We start from the raw sequence: 17,856 nt of genomic DNA on the forward strand, positions 1-17,856 counted from the left end.
ACTGAATGAGAAAGATAAGAGAGATTTTGGAGAAGATTTTTCGGCTTGTGACCAATTGTTTAAAGAGAAAGAAGCAGTTATCGAAGGATTATCCCGGCGGCGATAGTGCGGAGGTTCCACCTGACCCCATACCGAACTCAGAAGTGAAAAGCCGTAATGCCGATGGTAGTGTGGGGTTTCCCCATGTGAGAGTAGGGCACCGCCGGGTTCAAACATATCAAGCCCCTTGGACGGATAAGGTTCAAGGGGTTTTGTTATTTCACGACTAAATTTTGGCTTACTTACTTTTTGCAGGTTCTTTGAGTCACTGACTGGGGGGAAAATGAATATTGAAAACCGAACCTAATGTATCCTATCCTATTTATTTTTAATCAATCCCTTCTAAAACATCAACACGAACGAACGTATAAAAGTGCGATCAATTTTTTAGTTGAATCTAAAAAACCACAGAGTACACAATTTTTTAAAGCCGATAATGCTTTCTTATTTGTGAAATAATTGAAGTGCGGTCAAAATTAGCCGTATTTATTAGTGAGAAAAAATCACTTGAGTGATACAATCCATCAAATTTTTCATAAAGGATAACCCCAATGGCTCGTAAGAAAAAAACACGTCGAATTACGGATGTGATGCCGATTCGTAAAGCAGATAAGAAACCTGAGATGCCGAAACGTGCAGGTAAAAAATTAACACGTTATGAGTTAGATGCAAAAGCACGTGAGGAAAAGAAAAAACGTAAACATAAAGGTTTAGCATCAGGCTCACGTCATAGTATGCCGGAAGAAAGTGCTAATAAACCTCAACAAGTGGTTAAAGATTCCAAAATTGGCAGTAAAAAGAAAATCCCTCTTATTGTGGAATTTGTAAATAAACCTGAAAAAGGCCAGGTTATTCCTGTGATGAAAACAGTGAAAAAGCAAGATCCAATGCAGGAGTTGGAAAATCTTGAAAATAATGAAATTTTGAATGAATTGTTAGATGCTTTAGACGAGGGTAAAAGTATCAGTAAAGCTGATCAGCAATTTGTGGATGAATGTTTGGATCGCATTGCAGAATTAATGGAAGAACTCGGTATTAAAGATGAAGAAGAAAATCAAGATGATTTATACCGCACTTTTGAGCAGATCGATATTAATCAGTTTAGATAAAAAATGATTTTGACTATTACACTGATTTTTTCGGCGATCGTTATTATTGGGTTATCATGGTATGCACTGCGTTTGTTGAAACAATTAAAACAGCAGAAGCAAACCATTTCTCAGGCTAAAACGGCACGCGCAATGCGTTTAAAGGAAAGCATTGAAATTATTGCAAAAGCAATGCAAACCAAAGAATGTAATCATTCTGAAGGTGTGATTCGCCTTGCGATGTTATTAATGCCATTCGGTAAAAATTTACAGCCTTATCCGGCAATGGCTGAGCTGTATGAAATTGTGCGGGAGATGCCGACACACGAAGCACGCAGAGAATTGGAGAAAAAATTGCGTTTTCGTCTCGATTTTGAACGGGAAAGTGCGGAAGCCAGACTTGAACAAGGGATCATAAAAGAATTACATCAATTATTAGATGATATAAAACAATTTGGAGAGCTTTAATGTCAGAGATTATTTGGGATAATACACTTATACAGAAATACAATCAGTCCGGCCCACGCTATACCTCTTATCCGACGGCATTGGAGTTTCACGAAAATTATACTCATCAGGATTTTGTTGCCGCTGCCGAGCGTTATCCGAATCGTCCGCTTTCTCTTTATGTGCATATTCCGTTTTGCCATCAGCTTTGCTATTTTTGTGCCTGTAATAAAGTGATTACACGCCATCAACACAAGGCGGATATTTACCTTGATTATCTTGAAAAAGAAATTATCTCGCGTGCGGAATTGTTTAAAAATAGAACGGTAACTCAAGTTCACTGGGGGGCGGTACACCGACTTATTTAAGTGAAACGCAATCTGCCTGTTTAATGGCAATGTTAAAAACAAATTTTAGTATTGCAGAGAATGCGGAAATTTCTATTGAAATTGATCCGCGCCAAATTGAGCTATCTATGCTCGATCACCTTCGTTCGCTTGGTTTTAACCGAATGAGTATGGGGGTACAGGATTTTAATAAAGATGTGCAAGAAGCCGTTAATAGAGAGCAGGACGAGAATTTTATTTCAGCCTTACTAGAGCGTGCTCGGGAACTGGGATTTCAATCGACAAACCTTGATTTGATTTATGGTTTACCGCTGCAAAACGTTGATAGTTTTATGTTTACCTTGAAGAAAGTGATTGCGTTGAATCCGGATCGTTTGAGTATTTTTAATTATGCTCATTTGCCGAGCCGTGTGCCGGGGCAGGCAAAGATCAAAGAAACTCAGTTACCTGCTCCGGAAACAAAGCTCACGATTTTGCAAAAAACTATCGAAACCTTAGGTGAGGCAGGGTATAAATTTATCGGAATGGATCACTTTGCCAAGCCGTATGATGAGCTGGCCATTGCTCAGCAAAACGGTGTGTTGCACCGTAATTTCCAAGGTTACACGACACAAGAAGAATGTGATCTCCTTGGTTTAGGCGTGTCATCAATAAGTTTGTTAGGGGATACTTATGCTCAAAATGAGAAAGATCTCAAAACCTATTATACATTGGTCGAAAGAGACGGTTATGCTTTGCACAAAGGGCTTGTATTAACCGAAGAAGATTGTTTGCGCCGAGATGTGATTAAACAGCTCATTTGTAACTTTAAATTAGATTTTGCAGAAATTGAAAAGCAATACAATATCCGTTTTACAGAGCATTTTGCTGAGGATTTAACCTTATTGAAACCTCTCATTGAAGACGGATTAATTCATTTAACCGCACAAGGTTTACTCGTCCCACCTAAAGGACGTTTGCTCATTCGCAATATTTGTTTATGCTTTGATGCATATTCTCGCGTAGCTGCAAAACGTCAGCAATTTTCTAGAATTATTTGATTTACGATACCACCAAAATTTGGTGGTATTTTCATATTCTGGGATTCATTATGAAAAAGCCTACTTTTTCTTGTTTACACTTACTATTTTCGGCATTTCTCATCCTGTTTTTGCAAATTCTTCCTCAAATTTGACCGCACTTAATGAAAATCAGTGCTTAGCATTGAAAGATACCGCTGTTTTAAACACGGAAATTCAAAATGTGGAATGGAATAGGCTAAGTGCCGGTAGATAGATATCAGCGCTGACAGGTGGGGCAAAAAATACTCTACAAGCTAAACCTTATTGTATTGTTGAGGGGGAAATTGCCGCACGTACCGGCGCAGACGGTAAGCATTACGGTATAAAATTACAACTGCGTTTACCGGAAAATTGGAACAGTAAATTTCTCTTCCAAGGGGGCGGAGGGAACGGTTTAGATGACTTCGATCCGTTGAGCGCCTTAGAACAATGGCATGATAACAATCAGGCACCGAATAGTTTGGTTGCGAAAAGTAAAACTTACCCGAATAAACAAATGCCGATTTGTGCTTATCCGAAGGTTGCAACTTACATCGGAGAGGATGAAAACAAAGCCGAAAGTTTTGAGTGTCGATAAATGAAAAGATGAACGATCGCAAGTGCGGTCGTTTTTTTATATGTTTTTAATGATTAAAAGTGCGGTGATTTTTCACCGCACTTTGAAGATGTGCGAAGTTTTGATTAAACCTCAATGCCTTCAAATAAAGCCGTACTTAAATAACGTTCTGAAGCGGAAGGGAGGATTACAACAATCAATTTATTTGTAAATTCAGGTAATTTTGCAATGCGATCGGCAGCTGCAACTGCAGCACCGGAAGAAATACCGGCTAAAATACCTTCTTCCGACATTAATCGGCGGGCGGTGGCGATGGCAGTATCGCTATCCACCGTTTCTACACGATCAATTAATGAGAGATCTAAATTTTTCGGGACGAAACCGGCACCGATACCTTGAATTTTATGAGGGCCCGGTTTCACTTCTTCGCCGGCAAGGGTTTGGCTGATTACCGGTGATTCTGAAGGCTCGACTACCACAGATGTGATCGCTTTACCAAAATCTAATTTGATTGCACGTGAAACACCGGTAATCGTACCGCCGGTGCCGGCTCCGGCTACCACGACATCGACTTTGCCTTCCGTATCCTTCCAAATTTCCACACCGGTCGTTTCACGGTGAATTTGCGGGTTTGCCGGATTCTCAAATTGTTTTAGCATCACATAATGGTCAGGATTGGCGGCAACAATTTCTTCTGCTTTCGCAATGGCACCTTTCATCCCTTTCGCCCCTTCGGTAAGCACAAGATTTACGCCTAATCCGCGTAATAAACGTTTGCGTTCTAAACTCATGGTTTCCGGCATTGTGAGTGTGATTTTATAGCCGCGGGCTGCTGCAACATAGGCAAGTGCAATACCGGTATTGCCGCTAGTGGCATCCACGATTTCTTTTCCTTTGGTTAGAATGCCTTCTTTTTCTGCCTGCCATACCATATTGGCACCAATGCGACATTTCACGCTGAAGCTAGGGTTTCTACCTTCAATTTTTGCGACAATATTGCCTTGACCGAAATTTTTTAAACGCACAAGCGGTGTGTTACCGATGGTGTAAGAATTATCTGCATAAATTGGCATATTTGTTCCCTCTGTACGGTTTTGTGTTGTCATCAATATAGTTATAGCAGTGCTGATTCCATTTAAAAAATAGTTAATGGATCTATTTTATAACGAAACGCTATTTCACTATCTGATTATTGCCTGAACGGATATTTGTGCCACTGTTTCTTGTCGCAGGATGAGTAGATGATCCGCGGCGATAATCAAAATTCATATCAAAACGTAAACGCTCGCGGTAATTCTCTACCCACATTACCGTTGCACCACAAACTGCGACAGGAATGATCACCAAATTAATGAGAGGGATAAATGTACAGCAAGTGATTAAAGCCCCGAAAGTGAGATTTTGTGTACGTTGTTCACCTAAGGCATTTTTCATTACGTCAAAGGATACTTTATGGTTATCAAAAGGGTAGTCGCAATATTGAATTGCCATCATCCAAGCCGTAAATAAAAATGTCAATATCGGCACAATGGTTTGTCCTACCATTGGAATAAAGCTAAGTAAGAACAACCCCACTATCTTCGGTAAGCTATACCATAGTTTTTGCCATTCACGGCGTAGCATTCGCGGCACATCTTTCATTACATCTAACCAGTTGTCATTATTGATCGGTTCACCGGTGAGCATTTTTTCCAATTTTTCCGCTAATAATCCGTTAAATGGTGCAGCGATAAATCCGGATAATGTGGTGAAGATAAAATAGAACAGCAGTAAAATCATTCCGATGGAAAGCACAAGTAAAATCACACTTAAAAATCCTAACCAATCCGGTAGAAAACCCATTACCCAGTCAATCATCGTACTGACTTGGGAGATAAACAGCCAAAATAATCCGCTGAGTAATAGGATGTTCATTAAAATAGGCATAATCACAAAGCGGCGTAGCCCTTTTTGTCTAATAAAATGCCAGCCCATCACAAAATAATGAAAGCCGGATTTAATTTCTTGTTGATTCATCATTTTTTTTCCTTTTGGATATATCAATAAACTTAAAAAGTGCGGTTGATTTCGGCGGTGTTTTTGCCGTGAAATTCCCCGTCCTCCCTGTTTTTTCACCCCTTAAAATGTGGTAGCATTGACACAATTTTATTGCCTGTAAGGAGCAAAAATGGATCTTAATACAATTTTGATTATTTTAGGGGTGGTGGCACTTATCGCTCTTGTTGCGCACGGATTATGGTCAAATCGCCGTGAGAAATCAAAGTATTTTAAAAACGCAGCCACATTTAACCGCACTTTTACACAAGATCGGTCTGAACAAGATCAAAACATCGCTTCTTCGACTACGCAATCCGTTTCTCAGTCACAGCCTGCTTTTGAGCAAAATACACAATCGCCATCCTTTGATGAGCAACTTTCCCCACAAGTGGATTCTCACGAAATAGAAAGAACGGTAGATGATATTAAAATTTCCATTCCAAATTCTACTCCGGTGCGTGAACCGATTCGTGTCGAATATAATATGAAACCGAGTCAATCTATACCAAATCCTGCGACAATGACACTTGAACAACTGGAAGCGCAAAGTAACGAATTTGACGGTATTAATTCATCTTCGCCCGAATTGCGCGAACAACTTTCACAAATGGCGTTAGGCGAGTCAGATGAGGTGAAATCAGCCGTCTATTTTAATCAAGCACGTACGCCGGAAGCCTCGGTAGAAAAACAAACTTCAGGTTATATTCAGCTTTATGTGATTTCACCGCAACATCGTGAGTTTCAAGGTTCAAGATTGATTGCATCGCTTGAGAATTTAGGTTTTATTTTTGGCAGCCATAATATGTACCACCGTCATTTTGATTTAAGCGTGGCAAGTCCGACCTTATTTAGTGTGGCGAATTTACAAGATGAGGGGCGTTTTAACCCATATAATGTTGATTTCACCACAATCGGTGTGGCGTTATTTATGAAATTGCCTTCGCCGGGAAATGCCTTGGCGAATCTTAAGTTAATGATTCGTGCTGCTAAAACCCTTGCTGAAGAATTGGGCGGTTCCGTATTAACCGAAGATGAGCAAATTTTTGACGATTACCAAGAACAACGTTATCTTTCCCGCGTGTAAAGCGCATTAATTTTTTACCGCACTTTTGGCTTTCGGCGAACTTTGCGTTCGCCGTTATTGTGTATATAAAAGTGCGGTCAGATTTTACGGTATTATGTTATTAGCTTCACATTTTATATCCAATATTTATTTGGGTAGGGTGCGTTAGCTTTGCGTAACGCACCATTTCATTTATTGGTGCGTTATGGCTTCGCCTAACAGCACCCTACCGATAATCTATGCGACTGTTACATAATAATGAGATTTTAGAGAATTTTATGACAAGCATTCAAACTCAACTTGAGACCCTTCGCAAAACCTTGCGCCAATACGAATATGAATACCACGTGTTGGATAATCCAAGCGTGCCGGATAGTGAATATGATCGCCTTTTCCATCAGCTTAAGGCTTTAGAATCTGATTATCCTGAACTTATTACCGCCGATTCACCTACTCAGCGAGTGGGGGCGAAACCGCTTTTAGGGTTCAGCCAAATTCGTCACGAAATTCCAATGCTTTCCTTAGATAATGCTTTTTCTGATGAAGAATTTTATGCTTTTGTTAAGCGTATTGAAGATCGACTAACGGTTTTGCCAAAACCGCTTACATTTTGTTGTGAGCCTAAATTGGATGGACTTGCCGTAAGTCTTTTATATGTAAACGGCATTCTTACCCAAGCGGCGACACGTGGAGATGGCACCATCGGTGAAGATATTACTGCGAATATTCGCACGATTCGTAATATTCCGTTGCAATTATTAACGGATAACCCACCCGCTCGGTTGGAAGTACGTGGTGAAGTATTTATGCCTCATACAGGGTTTGAACGTTTAAATGAACGGGCTTTGGCTCGTGGCGAAAAAACCTTTGCTAATCCACGTAATGCGGCGGCAGGGTCACTGCGTCAGTTAGATCCTAAAATCACCAGTCAGCGTCCATTGGTATTAAATGCCTATGGTATCGGCATTGTGGAAGGTGTGGATTTACCTTCCACTCATTATGAGCGTTTACAATGGTTAAAAGCGATTGGTATTCCGGTGAACCCGGAGATTCGCCTTTGTTATGGCGTGGACGAGGTTTTAGATTTCTACCGTGATATTCTAAGTAAACGGAGTGATTTAGGGTACGATATTGACGGTACTGTGTTGAAGATTAACGATATTGCTCTACAAAATGAGCTAGGTTTTATTTCCAAAGCACCACGTTGGGCGATCGCTTATAAATTCCCTGCGCAAGAAGAATTAACCCTATTGAATGATGTGGAATTCCAAGTAGGGCGTACAGGGGCGATTACACCGGTGGCAAAACTTGAGCCTGTGTTTGTCGGTGGCGTTACGGTAAGCAATGCGACATTACATAACGGTGATGAAATAGCCCGTTTGGATATTGCGATTGGCGATACGGTAATCATTCGTCGTGCGGGCGATGTCATTCCACAAATTATCGGCGTATTACACGAACGCCGTCCGATAGATGCAAAGCCGATTGTTTTCCCAACCAACTGTCCGGTATGTGATTCACTGATTAGTCGTATTGAAGGTGAAGCGGTGGCGCGTTGTACCGGTGGTTTATTCTGTGAGGCACAACGTAAAGAAGCGTTAAAGCATTTTGTATCGCGAAAAGCAATGGATATTGATGGCGTAGGCGGTAAATTGATTGAACAACTGGTCGATCGAGAATTAATTCACACACCGGCAGATTTATTCAAACTTGATCTCCGCACATTAACCCGTTTGGAACGTATGGGGGCAAAATCTGCCGAAAATGCCCTGAACAGTTTAGAAAAAGCGAAACATACCACATTGGCACGCTTTATTTTTGCATTGGGTATTCGTGAAGTGGGCGAGGCGACAGCATTGAATTTAGCCAATCATTTCAAAAATCTTGATGCTTTACAACGTGCTGATTTTGAACAACTTCAACAAGTATCGGATGTCGGCGAAGTGGTGGCAAACCGTATTTTGGCGTTTTGGCGCGAACCGCATAATGTGGATGTGGTAAATGATTTGATTGAGCAAGGCGTGCATTGGGATAAGGTGGAAGTAAAGGAAGCCGGCGACAATCCATTTAAAGGTAAAACCATCGTGCTTACCGGTACGCTCAGTCAAATGGGACGAAATGAAGCCAAAGCCTTGCTTCAAACTATGGGCGCAAAAGTCAGCGGTTCGGTTTCCGCCAAAACCGATTTTGTTATTGCCGGTGATAGTGCGGGTTCAAAACTCGCTAAAGCGCTGGAGTTGGGCGTGACGGTATTAACGGAAGAAGAATTTTTGGCACGGATCTAATCTTTTATCGATATGATGTGGCCATTAAGTGCGGTCAAATTTTTATTTTTTCTCTCTTGACTCCGTAGTGACTACGGGCTTTAGACTTGTGCTAATTCAATCAGGTTACTTTAAGGAAAAATATGAACGTTTCTCATTCAACAAATCATTTGTCGCATAACCATTCCCATCATCATAATCATTCAGAGAAAAACAAAACGATTTTAGGTATTAGTTTGTCCATTATCACCATTTATATGGTGGTGGAATTTCTTGGCGGATATTTTTTCCAAAGCCTCACTTTAATGGCAGACGCCGGGCATATGGCGAATGACAGCCTGTCGCTTTTGTTGGCATTAATGGCATTGTTTTTAAGCGTAAAATGGCAAAAATGGTTTGCTTTGTTAAACGGTGTTTCATTGATTGGGGTTGCCATTTGGATTTTATTTGAAGCTTTGCAACGTTGGCAATCTCCTACCGAAATGCAAGTGCTTCCTATGTTGAGCGTGGCAATCACAGGGCTTGGTGTGAATATTTTGGTGGCTTGGATTATGCTTAAAAGTGATCACGATAATTTGAATATTCGAGCCGCTTACCTGCACGTCTTGGCGGATTTATTCGGATCGGTGGTAGCGATTGTGGCGGGATTAAGCGTATTATGGTTTGGCTGGCAATGGGTGGATATCGTAGCAAGTGCGATTTTGAGCCTGCTTGTTTTGCGTAGCGGCGTAGCAGTGACTATTCAGGCGATTAGGGCATTGCGGAATAATGATGAGCATTTTTCGTTAACATCACATTCTCATTGAGGCAGCTTAAAGAAAAAAGATGAAAATTAATGAACTTAGTCTTCGCACCGGCGTAAACCTTGAAACGATTCGATATTATGAAAAACAAGGTATTTTACCCGAACCTAAACGGGCGGCGAACGGTTATCGTTATTATGATGAAGAAAGTGTTGCGCAACTGAATTTTGTAAAAAATTGCCGTGCTTTAGGCTTTTCGCTAGAGGATATTCGTCAACTCAATCAACTGAAATTCGGTATGGCGGATCATTATCAGGCGGATTGTCTTGTATTGAATCAACTTGCCCAAGTCGAAGATAAAATCGCCCGTTTATTGGAAATAAAAACGTTTCTACAATCTATTGTCATAAAAGAGGAGCATAGCGAGTCGGAATGCAAGGTAATCGCAGGTTTAGTCGAAGGAAAGTGCGGTTGATTTTTCCGGAATTTTGTTGCAATTACCATAAAAGAGATGTTTTTTAGTCTGCCATTTACTTACTCCATTATTCGTTTTTTCCTTATTCTCTTTTTATTATTTTAAGGCTAAACAAGCCTAATAAAGTCGGCTAAAATAACCGCATTCAAACAAAACAGGAGTACTAATATATGAATAATATTCAAAATAAAGTCGTGATTATTACAGGTGCATCATCAGGTATTGGTGAGGCAACCGCTTATAAATTAGCGGAAAATGGAGCGAAATTAGTATTAGGTGCACGCCGTGAAGAGAAATTGAAAGCGATTGTCGAGAACATTAAAGCGAAAGGCGGTGAAGCGGTGTATCGGGTTACCGATGTGGTGAAGGCGGAAGATAATACGGCATTGGTGGAATTGGCAAAATCGGCTTTTGGTAAAGTAGATGCGATTTTCCTAAATGCGGGCTTAATGCCGAATTCACCGCTTTCCGCCTTGGAAACGAATAACTGGAATGCGATGGTGGATGTTAATATCAAAGGGGTATTAAACGGAATCGCAGCGGTTTTACCAACCTTTGAAGCGCAAAAATCAGGACATATTTTAGCGGTGTCTTCCGTTGCGGGTTTGAAAGTGTATCCCGGCGCAAGCGTGTATTGCGGCACAAAATGGGCGGTAAAAGCGATTATGGAAGGTTTGCGTATGGAATCTGCTCAAGCCGGAACGAATATTCGCACGGCAACGATTTATCCGGCTGCGGTGCAATCGGAACTGGTTGATCACATCACTAATGAATCGACATCTAAAGGGTATCGAGAGCTTTATGATACTTTTGAAATTCCGGCGGAACGTGTGGCGAATGTAGTGGCTTTTGCGCTTTCTCAACCGGAAGATACCAACATCAGTGAATTTACCTTAGGCCCGACAACACAGCCTTGGTAACGAATTATTGAAATGATGATCGCTCGGCAAGGTTTATGCCTTAAAGAGCGGTCAAAAATTCAAAGGTTTTTTAAGGTCAATGTAACAAATGTTTTGGGATACATCATTTATAAGTGATGTATCCCATATTTTTTATAAAACGGCGGTTTTTATCTGCTTTTTTTAAAGGTAATTTTCGGTCGATTTTTGATGCTATATTCCTTTTCTATTATTAATAAAATTAATGTAATAAATGAAGGTTTTGGGTGATTTTTGAATTTATTTCAAAAATAGGCTATAATACACCCTTATTATTTCATTTTAAATTTATGAGGAAAGCAGAATGGAACAACGTTTTATTACTATTTTAGGCTGGGTTGCTACCTTTACCGCCGTTTGTATGTATGTGTCCTATTTGGAACAAATCGGCTTAAATTTAGCCGGCCAAAAAGGCGGGGTGTTACAACCGCTTGCTACAGCGATTAACTGTTCTCTTTGGGTTGCTTACGGCTTACTCAAAGAAAAACGGGATTATCCGGTCGCTTTAGCTAACTCCCCCGGTGTTGTGTTGGGATTAATTGCGTTTTTTACCGCATTTTAGTTTTTGCTTTTGACCGCACTTTTAAAGTGCGGTCAAAATTTAGGGTATTATGTATCTGTTGCACAAAGAAAATTTTATTTCTGAGATTTCTTAGGGTAGGGTGTCGTTAGGCGAAGCCGTAACGCACCTTACAATGTTTTGTGCAAGTGCTACATAATACCGAAAATTTAAGGTGATTTTATCATTCGCTTTGCCAAGAAAAGGAATGAGTAAAAATCATTTATTGTCTTATATGCCTTTCACCCGAGACTTGATTGCCGTTAAAGCAAAACTTTCATCAAGTAACTCAAGCAACAAATTATCATCAATTTCCGAGAGATTTAGGCTCAACCAGTGTTCTTTATTCATATGATATGCAGGATAAACACCTTTCATCATTCTGAGTGAGCCGATTTCTTCCGTTTTGACCTTCACATTGATGATTGTGATCTTTCCCTCTTTTTCCACACCGATTTTGGCCGCTTCCGGCGACATTAAAACGGCAAACCATTTACGATTATTTTGATGTCGAAATACCGCATAATCAGGAAATTTTGACCATAAATATTCTGCCGGCGTACCGTAACTTTGTTCGATTTTGGAAAGGAGTGTTTCTGTGTTCATTTTATTTTTCCTATCAAATGGGTTGATATTAATGCCCAAGTTTGATTTTGTCCGCTACGCATTTACTCGTTAGCATAAGGATTTTCTTTTTTTGCCAACCAGACACTTAATACCGCCCAAACCAAGCAAAGGGGAACGGCAAGCCATGAGATGGCGGTTAACGTTAATCCTGCGCTGACAAGACCGGCATAGCCCCAAGAGCCGATTTGATCGCCGGCACGGTAGATGAGGGTATCAATCACATTTTTCGCTTTATAGCGATCTTCACGATTAAGGCGGGTGAATAACACCTCTCGTGATGGGCGGGTAAATGCAAAATTGGTCACACGGCGTGCGACTTGCACGAAAACAAAAATAGCAATAGTGGGTGAGGCGGCGAGTAAAGCGAAACTGCTTGCACTGAAAAGCGGTAAAATGACTAACACAGGTAAAATACCAACGTATTTCATCAATCTTCCCGTTAAACCTACTTGAAAAATAAGCGTAAGGCTATTTACCCATAAATCAATATTGGCGAAAAATGCAGTGCGTTCGGCTTTGTTAGTAATATTTGTATTCACTATATCCGCTTGTTGGAAATATAAGATAGTGGAAGTGAGTGAATAACATAAAATGAATGCGGAGATGCCAAGTAAATAAGAGGATTGGCAAGTGTGCTTCAATCCTGCCCAAATGCTGCCGCCGATTTGGTTTTGAATGTTTTGATTATGTTGCACTTGGGGAGTAGCCAAAGCGGAAATACGTTTTGCTGCTTGTACGGCAACTTCTAATAGCAAGATAGCACACAATAGCCATACGTAATTATTGAAGGTTTTCGCAAATACCGAAATAAAAGCGGATCCGGCAATTCCGCCAAGGGTCGCGCCCGTACTAAGAAAGCCGAATAGACGTTTGCTTTGTTCCGTACTGAACACATCTGACATTAACGACCAAAATACAGACACGACAAAAAGGTTAAAGACAGAAACCCAGATGAAAAATAGACGCCCTGTCCAAATTAATAATTCACCGCTTGCCGTCCACATTAATCCGGCAAAAGCGACCAAGTTCAGCATAAAGAAACGGTAAGCAATGGCGATAAAACGTTCTCGTTGCCAACGTTTGACAAGATAACCATAGAGTGGCGTTAAAGTAAGCATAGCCACTAATGTACCGGTGAAAAGCCATTTAAGTTCTCTCACGCCTCCGGCTGCACCGAGTTCATCACGGATAGGTCGTAGCGTGTAATAGGCAAGAAAAAGCGTGAATACATACAACCACGCCCAAAATATAGCTTGGCGTTCGTTTGGTTTTACATCAATGAGTTTAGATAATTTAAACATATTAAATTCTGAATAAATGTAAGAAAAAGGCGTGTTAGACACGCCATAAGGTTTTTAAGTGATAATTTCGTTGGAAATTTGTAATCATCTTTGATTATTTTTTATCTTTCCATTCCGGTATGGCTTTTTGGAATTTGCTTACATCCACAAAGGGACTGCTTTCCGAGACGTTATAAATGCCGTTTAGATCCGCCTCAACCGCACGTACGGTGGCATCGACGACAGGGTCAATGTGAATGGTGGAATAACCTTCAATCGGCGCATCAAAACCTGATTTACCACCGTAAATCCAGCCGTAGCGTAAGATCACGGGAGTAAACTTGCCGGCTAAAGTTTGTGCTTCTAAGTTTTTCATTGCTTGGGTTGATTCGCCATATACGGGATCATTTTCATCAAGTAACGGTGCCGTTTCATTCGGTGCTTTTTCACTTGGCGCATAGAATACAAAGCTTTGTGTGATAAATTTTGGCGTGCCGGCTTTTTCCGCCGCTGTAATGAGGTTGCGTGTGCCTTCCACACGGATGCGGTTATCGCGTTTTAGCCCTTCCGTCATTTCTTCTTCCTTTAAGCCTTTTGGTAAAGAAGAAAGTTGGCTAATAATCACATCGGGTTTCGCTTCTAAGACGGCTTTTTCCACAGCCGGTACATCGTAAATGTCCAATACTACCGGTTTCACGCCATTGGTTTCCAAGATTTTAGCTTTATCTGTGCTACGTGTCGTGCCATACACTATATAGCCTTTTTCGACTAACGCTTTGGTTAATGGCTCGCCGATAACGCCGGTTGCGCCTGCCACAAACACGGTTTTTGATTTCGGTGTCGTTGTATTTTCAGGGGATTTATCACAGGCGGTTAAGCTAAGAATGCCAGCTACAAGTGCGGTCAATTTTAGTAGTGTTTTTTTCATAAGAACCTCTATAAAATATGAAAAATAATAAAATTCGGTTTGTCTCTAAAAGGGGAAGTTTGCCGGATTTGAGAGGCAAATATGCTTGTATTTTACCAGTTAAAAATTTGCAACAGAAAAGATATTCGTGAAATACCAAGAAATACGTGCATTTAGCCGTCTAGATTGTCATCTTATGGTTTTTTCTTTAGAATAACCCCAATTTATTTAGTATTTTACTTTGAACTAAAAGGTACGTTATGGCAGATTGGGATGGGAAATATATCAGTCCTTACGCGGAACATGGAAAGAAAAGCGAGCAAGTGAAGAAGATCACGGTGTCGATTCCGATTAAAGTCTTGGAAATCTTGACGAATGAACGCACCCGTCGCCAATTAAAAAGCCTGCGCCATGCCACAAATAGTGAGTTGCTTTGTGAGGCTTTTCTTCATGCCTTTACCGGTCAGCCGTTACCGACGGATCTGGATTTAATGAAAGAACGCCATGATGAAATTCCGGAAGATGCAAAAGAAATTATGCGCCAACTGGGGATTGATCCGGAAAGTTGGGATTATTAGCCGTTAACTTCTTTCTTTTTTTAATCCATTCAAAATTGAACATTCGGGCTGATCATTGCCCTGACAGGCGTTATGCCATTGTTGTAGTTCTCCCACCATTTCTTCTAATTGTTTAATTTGTTGTTTTAGCGTGGCGATGTGTTGCGTGGTGAGGGCTTTTACTTCACTGCTATTACGGGCGGGGTTATCTTGCAAAGCAAGCAATTGTGCTATTTGTTGTAACGAAAAGCCGACATCTCGTGAATGGCGAATAAAATGTAAACGTTCGATGTCCTTCTCTTCATAATAACGATAACCGGAAAAGTTGCGCTGTGCCGGTTTTAGTAAACCTAATTTCTCATAATCACGAATTTGTTTCGGGGTAAGTCCGCTTAATTTGGCAGCTTCACTAATATTCATAAAAATACCTTGACCTTTACCTAAAGTTAAGGTTTATAGTAAGCCACCTCTAAATATCATTCAATACTAACAAGGAGAAAATAATGAAAAACGTTCGTTTAACGGTAACAGGAATGCATTGCGGCGGTTGTGTAAAAAGCGTAACTCGCGTATTAGAAGAATTAGACGGCGTGGCAAAAGCAAATGTTGCCCTTGAAGGCTATGCGGATATTCAATTTGATGAAAGTAAAGTATCCGTCCCGCAATTAATTGAAACCATTGAGGATGCAGGTTTTGATGCAACAGAGTAAAAAAATCTCCCTTCAAATTGAAGGGATGACTTGTCAATCTTGCGCCAGTCGAATTGAAAAAGTGCTGAATAAAAAGCCTTTTGTGGAACAAGCGAATGTCAATTTTGCGGTGGAAGAAGCACAGGTCGTTTTTGATCCGACACAAGCAAGTGCGGATGATATTCTCGGCATTATTCAGAAAACCGGTTTTAAAGGGAGTTTAAAAACCGATAAACAGCCGCTTTTGCGGGAAGATAAAAAATCCCATTGGCGACTTTGGCTATTGTTGGTGATTAATATTCCGTTTTTAATCGGAATGATTGGAATGTTGCTCGGTAACCATCACTTAATGCTACCGCCGATGTGGCAATTTATGCTGGCAACTATTATGCAATTTTGGTTAGCCGTTCCCTTTTATCGTGGTGCGATTGGCAGTATTCGCGGTGGATTGGCAAATATGGATGTATTGGTGAGCAGTGGCACGCTTACGATTTATCTGTATTCCGTTTATATGTTGTTTTATCACGCTGCACAAGGTCACGATGCGTTACATCACGTGTATTTTGAAGCGTCTGTGATGGTAATTGGTTTTGTAAGCCTTGGTAAATTTCTAGAAGAGCGAACAAAAAAGCACAGTCTCAATAGTTTGGAATTGTTGTTACGACTTACACCGAAGCAAGTTAGCGTATGGCGTGATGAAATGTGGCAGAGCATTTCCCTTGATCAAGTAAAAATCGGCGATATATTGCGGGCTAACCATGGGGAGCGTATTGCCGCAGACGGCATTGTGGAGCAAGGAAACGGCTGGTGTGATGAAAGTCATTTAACCGGTGAATCGATGCCGGAAATGAAACAGGAAAAAAGCCGGGTACTTGCCGGTGCAATGGTAACCGAAGGAAGCTTGACTTATCGGGCGAATCAACTAGGCGCTCAAACCTTATTGGGCGATATGATGAGCGCATTGTCGGAAGCACAAGGTTCGAAAGCTCCCATTGCGCGTTTTGCCGATAAAGTGGCAGGTGTTTTTGTCCCTGTTGTGCTTGGTATTTCCATCATCACTTTTATCTTAACCTGGTGGAGCACCGCAGATATCGGAACGGCAATTATTCACGCCGTATCCGTATTAGTGATTGCCTGCCCTTGCGCTTTAGGGCTTGCGACACCGGCTGCAATTATGGCAGGAATGGGGAAGGCGGTAAATTCTGGCGTTTGGTTTAAAGATGCGGCAGCAATGGAACAAGCGGCACATATCAATACCGTTGTGTTAGACAAAACCGGTACGTTAACCACCGGTGAGTTAAACATTGCGGCAGTATGGCAGCCGGAAAGTGCGGTCGTTTCCGAAGAAGATTTATATCGTATTACCGCAGCCGTGGAACAATATGCCAATCATCCTCTGGCGAAAGCGATTGTGCGTGAGGCGCAGAAAAAAATCGCCTCAATTCCGACCGCACTTTCGGTGAAAACCGAAGTGGGGGCGGGTATTTCGGCTGAAGTGGAAGGTATCGGGTTTGTTAAAGTAGGCACGCCGGCATTTTGTGAATTTGATTTACCGAATGATCTGGCGGAGGTATGGAACGTTGCCAGTGTTGTGGCGGTTTCAATTAATGGAAAAACTGCCGGAGCTTTTGCTTTGACGGATACGTTACGTGAAGAAAGCAAAATCGCGATTAAACGATTGCATCAGCATAACATTCAGGTGATGATAATGAGCGGCGATCGTCAATCTGTGGTGGATTATGTCGCAAGGCAGCTTGGTATAAAAATGGCATTCGGTCGGCTTTCACCACGTGAAAAAGCAACAAAAATTCACCTCTTACAACAAGAAGGAAAAATTGTTGCAATGGTAGGAGATGGCATTAATGATGCGCTAGCACTTGCCATAGCGAATGTGAGTTTTGCGATGAAATCCGGTTCCGATGTAGCGGAGCATACCGCATCTGCAACGTTAATGCGTCAATCGGTAAACCAGCTCGCAGATGGTATTTTGATTGCGCAAGCCACATTAAAAAACATCAAGCAAAATCTCTTTTTTGCATTGATTTATAATGTGTTAGGCATTCCGCTTGCGGCATTGGGCTATTTAAATCCGGTGATTGCCGGTGCCGCAATGGCATTAAGTTCTATTTCGGTATTAACAAATTCCCTAAGACTTAAACGTCTCAAACTTCATTAGCAA

Annotated in this window: 18 protein-coding genes, 1 rRNA gene and 1 pseudogene; 14 read left to right on the top strand and 6 right to left on the bottom strand. The window is 41.1% G+C overall.

Annotated features, from left to right (window positions below):
• Window positions 1–92: 92 nt before the first annotated feature.
• The 5 genes and pseudogenes from rrf (at window position 93) to HEMROJRC1_RS05895 (ending at window position 3,559) form a co-directional block, all read left to right on the top strand.
• Window positions 93–208, top strand: a 5S ribosomal RNA gene (gene rrf / locus HEMROJRC1_RS05875).
• Window positions 209–590: 382 nt separating this feature from the next.
• The gene (gene yihI / locus HEMROJRC1_RS05880) at window positions 591–1,148 is read left to right on the top strand and encodes a Der GTPase-activating protein YihI (RefSeq protein ID WP_226692058.1); all 558 of its coding nucleotides are present in this window, start codon (window positions 591–593) and stop codon (window positions 1,146–1,148) included.
• Between the two features lie 3 nt (window positions 1,149–1,151).
• Window positions 1,152–1,595, top strand: a complete 444-nt coding sequence (locus HEMROJRC1_RS05885; RefSeq protein WP_226692059.1) for a DUF2489 domain-containing protein — start codon at window positions 1,152–1,154, stop codon at window positions 1,593–1,595.
• Window positions 1,595–2,961 (top strand): annotated as a pseudogene (gene hemN / locus HEMROJRC1_RS05890) (oxygen-independent coproporphyrinogen III oxidase). The gene HEMROJRC1_RS05885 and the pseudogene hemN overlap by 1 nt, the downstream one beginning before the upstream one ends.
• 355 nt (window positions 2,962–3,316) lie before the next feature.
• Window positions 3,317–3,559, top strand: coding sequence for a tannase/feruloyl esterase family alpha/beta hydrolase (locus tag HEMROJRC1_RS05895; protein WP_226692941.1), 243 nt, complete (start codon window positions 3,317–3,319; stop codon window positions 3,557–3,559).
• Between the two features lie 104 nt (window positions 3,560–3,663).
• On the opposite strand, the gene cysK is transcribed toward HEMROJRC1_RS05895, so the two are convergent.
• A complete protein-coding gene (gene cysK, locus HEMROJRC1_RS05900) occupies window positions 3,664–4,611 on the bottom strand; it encodes a cysteine synthase A (RefSeq protein ID WP_226692942.1) in 948 nt (315 codons plus the stop codon).
• Window positions 4,612–4,711: 100 nt separating this feature from the next.
• On the bottom strand, window positions 4,712–5,557 hold the full coding sequence (cysZ, locus tag HEMROJRC1_RS05905; RefSeq protein ID WP_226692060.1) for a sulfate transporter CysZ: 846 nt from the start codon (window positions 5,555–5,557) through the stop codon (window positions 4,712–4,714).
• Between the two features lie 148 nt (window positions 5,558–5,705).
• On the opposite strand from cysZ, the gene zipA reads away from it, so the two are divergent.
• The 6 genes from zipA (at window position 5,706) to HEMROJRC1_RS05935 (ending at window position 11,620) form a co-directional block, all read left to right on the top strand.
• Complete coding sequence (gene zipA / locus HEMROJRC1_RS05910; protein WP_226692061.1) at window positions 5,706–6,659, top strand: cell division protein ZipA; 954 nt, start codon at window positions 5,706–5,708, stop codon at window positions 6,657–6,659.
• Window positions 6,660–6,916: 257 nt separating this feature from the next.
• On the top strand, window positions 6,917–8,923 hold the full coding sequence (ligA, locus tag HEMROJRC1_RS05915) for an NAD-dependent DNA ligase LigA (RefSeq protein WP_226692062.1): 2,007 nt from the start codon (window positions 6,917–6,919) through the stop codon (window positions 8,921–8,923).
• Window positions 8,924–9,045: 122 nt separating this feature from the next.
• A complete protein-coding gene (locus tag HEMROJRC1_RS05920; protein WP_226692063.1) occupies window positions 9,046–9,708 on the top strand; it encodes a cation diffusion facilitator family transporter in 663 nt (220 codons plus the stop codon).
• A 19-nt stretch (window positions 9,709–9,727) separates the two neighbouring features.
• The gene (locus HEMROJRC1_RS05925; protein ID WP_226692064.1) at window positions 9,728–10,120 is read left to right on the top strand and encodes a MerR family transcriptional regulator; all 393 of its coding nucleotides are present in this window, start codon (window positions 9,728–9,730) and stop codon (window positions 10,118–10,120) included.
• A 170-nt stretch (window positions 10,121–10,290) separates the two neighbouring features.
• Window positions 10,291–11,040 carry an SDR family oxidoreductase gene (locus tag HEMROJRC1_RS05930; RefSeq protein ID WP_226692065.1) on the top strand — a complete coding sequence of 250 codons (750 nt, stop codon included), beginning with the start codon at window positions 10,291–10,293 and terminating at the stop codon, window positions 11,038–11,040.
• 322 nt (window positions 11,041–11,362) lie between these two features.
• Window positions 11,363–11,620, top strand: a complete 258-nt coding sequence (locus HEMROJRC1_RS05935; protein WP_226692066.1) for an SWEET family sugar transporter — start codon at window positions 11,363–11,365, stop codon at window positions 11,618–11,620.
• 228 nt (window positions 11,621–11,848) lie between these two features.
• Here the strand turns inward: HEMROJRC1_RS05935 and HEMROJRC1_RS05940 are convergent, their stop codons facing one another.
• From HEMROJRC1_RS05940 to HEMROJRC1_RS05950, 3 genes are all read right to left on the bottom strand, one after another.
• Entirely contained in the window at window positions 11,849–12,223 is a 375-nt protein-coding gene (locus HEMROJRC1_RS05940) for an MmcQ/YjbR family DNA-binding protein (RefSeq protein WP_226692067.1), read from the bottom strand.
• Window positions 12,224–12,285: 62 nt separating this feature from the next.
• The gene (locus HEMROJRC1_RS05945; RefSeq protein ID WP_226692068.1) at window positions 12,286–13,545 is read right to left on the bottom strand and encodes an NTP/NDP exchange transporter; all 1,260 of its coding nucleotides are present in this window, start codon (window positions 13,543–13,545) and stop codon (window positions 12,286–12,288) included.
• Between the two features lie 94 nt (window positions 13,546–13,639).
• Complete coding sequence (locus tag HEMROJRC1_RS05950; protein ID WP_226692069.1) at window positions 13,640–14,452, bottom strand: NAD(P)-dependent oxidoreductase; 813 nt, start codon at window positions 14,450–14,452, stop codon at window positions 13,640–13,642.
• A gap of 239 nt (window positions 14,453–14,691) precedes the next feature.
• Between HEMROJRC1_RS05950 and metJ the strand changes: the two genes are divergently transcribed.
• The gene (gene metJ, locus HEMROJRC1_RS05955) at window positions 14,692–15,009 is read left to right on the top strand and encodes a met regulon transcriptional regulator MetJ (RefSeq protein ID WP_226692070.1); all 318 of its coding nucleotides are present in this window, start codon (window positions 14,692–14,694) and stop codon (window positions 15,007–15,009) included.
• Window positions 15,010–15,012: 3 nt separating this feature from the next.
• Here the strand turns inward: metJ and HEMROJRC1_RS05960 are convergent, their stop codons facing one another.
• Window positions 15,013–15,408, bottom strand: coding sequence for a Cu(I)-responsive transcriptional regulator (locus HEMROJRC1_RS05960; protein ID WP_226692071.1), 396 nt, complete (start codon window positions 15,406–15,408; stop codon window positions 15,013–15,015).
• Between the two features lie 83 nt (window positions 15,409–15,491).
• Here HEMROJRC1_RS05960 and HEMROJRC1_RS05965 point away from each other — a divergent pair, with 83 nt between their 5' ends.
• The gene (locus HEMROJRC1_RS05965; protein WP_226692072.1) at window positions 15,492–15,698 is read left to right on the top strand and encodes a heavy-metal-associated domain-containing protein; all 207 of its coding nucleotides are present in this window, start codon (window positions 15,492–15,494) and stop codon (window positions 15,696–15,698) included.
• Window positions 15,673–17,853: a heavy metal translocating P-type ATPase gene (locus tag HEMROJRC1_RS05970; RefSeq protein WP_374707289.1), complete on the top strand. Its 2,181-nt coding sequence runs from the start codon at window positions 15,673–15,675 to the stop codon at window positions 17,851–17,853. The genes HEMROJRC1_RS05965 and HEMROJRC1_RS05970 overlap by 26 nt, the downstream gene beginning before the upstream one ends.
• Window positions 17,854–17,856 lie beyond the last annotated feature (3 nt).

Source organism: Rodentibacter sp. JRC1, assembly GCF_020521555.1.
Lineage (GTDB): Bacteria > Pseudomonadota > Gammaproteobacteria > Enterobacterales > Pasteurellaceae > Rodentibacter > Rodentibacter abscessus.